Origin of the sequence: Methanosaeta sp. UBA356 (assembly GCF_002496465.1) — an archaeon.
GTDB classification, from domain to species: domain Archaea; phylum Halobacteriota; class Methanosarcinia; order Methanotrichales; family Methanotrichaceae; genus Methanothrix; species Methanothrix soehngenii.
This window is the reverse complement of sequence record NZ_DAKC01000015.1, coordinates 1-2,526: the sequence shown is the minus strand read 5'-3', so window position 1 is coordinate 2,526 and position 2,526 is coordinate 1. Positions and strand designations below refer to the sequence as shown.

General features: G+C 52.6%; 1 protein-coding gene and 3 pseudogenes. All 4 read right to left on the bottom strand.

The window, feature by feature from the left end; genetic code table 11:
• Positions 1–701: pseudogene (locus BP727_RS00780) on the bottom strand (hypothetical protein); the annotation flags it as partial.
• Between the two features lie 290 nt (positions 702–991).
• Positions 992–1,118 (bottom strand): annotated as a pseudogene (locus BP727_RS13600) (ISAzo13 family transposase); the annotation flags it as partial.
• Positions 1,119–1,342: 224 nt separating this feature from the next.
• Positions 1,343–2,272 (bottom strand): carbamate kinase, encoded by a 930-nt coding sequence (locus tag BP727_RS00775; protein WP_286856843.1) that lies wholly within the window; start codon positions 2,270–2,272, stop codon positions 1,343–1,345.
• Positions 2,269–2,526, bottom strand: a pseudogene (locus BP727_RS00770) (GTPase); the annotation flags it as partial. The pseudogene BP727_RS00770 and the gene BP727_RS00775, both read right to left, overlap by 4 nt.

Sequence of the window (2,526 nt, the reverse complement as noted above, 5' to 3'; positions counted from 1 at the left end):
AGTTTTATCCCGGCGTTGACAGCGTCCGGTCCCCTCGGCCATTGATAAGCACCGTTTCTGACAACAATTGCCTCTGAGAGCATTTCTCCTGATTGCCAGTCTCCTCCCAGGAATTGAGGTGGATTTGATCCTGCAAGATCGACCAGATCATCCAGCGAAGCTTTTGGATCGAATTTGTAGGGATGCAATGAGTCTGGAGCGTCCCTCCTGGTGAATGCCAGATCCATGCCCCCGCAATATGCCACGTTTATGTTGCCCACCCGAATTGCTATCATCTTCTGGTGATGGGTAGAGGATACTGGTGGTGCCACTCTCATGTCCAGAGCCACAATGCCACGATCTATTGCACTGGGATCGTCTCGGCTCAGCCTTTTGCATTCGTTGCTGACAGCATCGGCTATGTAATTGTGATCGCTCATATGCGGGCCTAGCCCTGCAATTATCGATGCCTTCATCGGCATCCATAGCAGTATCCTGACAGTGATGCCTGACTGCATGAGACGGAGGATCAATCCGATTACAGTCTGATCCTTCACTGCAGAATCGCTCTCATTCCAGGGACGGCTCTGGACGATCCAGGGATTTTCTTCCGATAGATCTCTCAAGGGATTAAGCCGCCAGTTTGCGATATAGACGTGCCCTTTCTTGCCCTGCCGGGCCTGGTCAATTGCTGCCTCCAGGGATTCTCTTATTGATGACATCCCCTCATATCCGCCAATCAATGGAGTTACACGGCAGTTTTCATCCCAGGGCTCTCTCGCCTTGCCGCATAGCCATACAGGTCTCGTCTCCCCAGGGGCGGCCACCTCCCTTATCAGAAAATTCTAAAAGCCACTTGCTCGGATCAGCCACCATAATATGCCACACTCCTGAATGCCAGATGCATTATGCGTTTAATACGATAAATATCTGTGCCGACTATGCCTTCCCCATGGATGCATAACGAGATGCAGATGCATACAGATTTTCTGCAAATGAATTATCAGTCTCCGTTACGGCTTCCGTTGCTTACCCCTTTATCGGAGCAATATCAGGCCGCATAATAATATTTTTTCAACTAAAATCCACCGCTGTTTGATGCTCTCAACAGCAAATTCTGCGGTATTATGGTTTTCTCCCGGCAATAACTAACAAACCATTTTTTAAGGCTCTTCGCTATTCAGTATGGGTGAGCTTGAATCGAAAATTCTCTGCATCTTTTGTGCTTCTGTGGTGAACCGCTATGCATTGACCCAAACACCGAGACACAGAGGAATAGAAGCCATATTCTCTGCCTGAACTCACCAACAAAATTCAGCGAAGAGCCCCCAAGTCCTGCCTGAAGAAATCTTCTCTCTATCCATTAGGGATCGATCCACGTCCCCGCCTTCCCTCCCAACGCCCTCTCCAGTAGCTCGATATTGGTAATCAATGCGGATAGATCGGTGCGCTCGGCGAAGATCGCCGATGCCTCCACCTTTGGGCCCATGGATCCAGGCGGAAACTCTCCCTGGGCTAAAAGCCTTCGGGCTCGAGAGGCCTTCATTCTGCCGATATGCCTCTCGGATTTGCTGCCAAAACCGGTCGAGACATGGGGCACATCGGTCAGGATGACAAATCTCTCTGCCCGGAGGGCCACGGCCAGCTTGCACGCGGTGAGGTCCTTATCGATCACCGCCTCGATTCCCTGAAGCCCACCGTTTTCATCTCTTATCACCGGTATCCCCCCTCCTCCTCCGGCGATGATCAAATGGCCGTGGCCCACAGCATCCTTAATGGCCTGCAGCTCGATTATCTCCTGGGGCCTGGGAGAAGGAACCACCCTCCGCCATCCCCTGCCAGCGGTTTCCTTCATTCTCCACCCCTGAGACTTGACAAGCTCTTCCGCCCCCTCCTGAGCATAGTAGGGGCCGACAGGCTTGGAGGGAGTGACAAAGCCTGGATCATCGGGGTCCACCAGGACCTGAGTCAGCACTGCCGCTATCTCCCTCTCCGGAATCTCGTTTCTCATAGATCGGCAAAGAAGGTAGCCAATGCTCCCCTGGGTCTCGGCAACCATGATATCAAGAGTCTCGGGCGGTATGCAGTCTTTCGTGGCCTCAATCCGCAGCAGTATCATGCCTACCTGAGGGCCGTTGCCATGAACAAGCACCATCCCCTCTCCCTGGTTCATGAGCAGCCTGACCGCTCGGGCAAATGCCACTGCTGTTCTCTCTTGGGTTGCAGGATTGCGAGGATCGAGGAGCAGGGCATTTCCGCCAAAGGCGAGAACTGTCGGTCCTGCCAGATTCAATCCCCCTTGGATGCGGAGTCTCGCATTGATTTGGATATGGATTTGGATATGAACTCCTCGATCTTCTCCCTCAGATATGGCCGGTCCATGTCCGTCAGATCGTACAGAACATAGGTGGATGGTTTATTGATCTGGATGAGCCGGCGCAGGTCTATGGGCGAGGCGATGATCACCGAATCGCATTCGGCTTTATTTATGGTCTCCTCCAATTCCCTGATCTGCTGGGGGTAATAGCCCATGGCCGGAAGAACCCT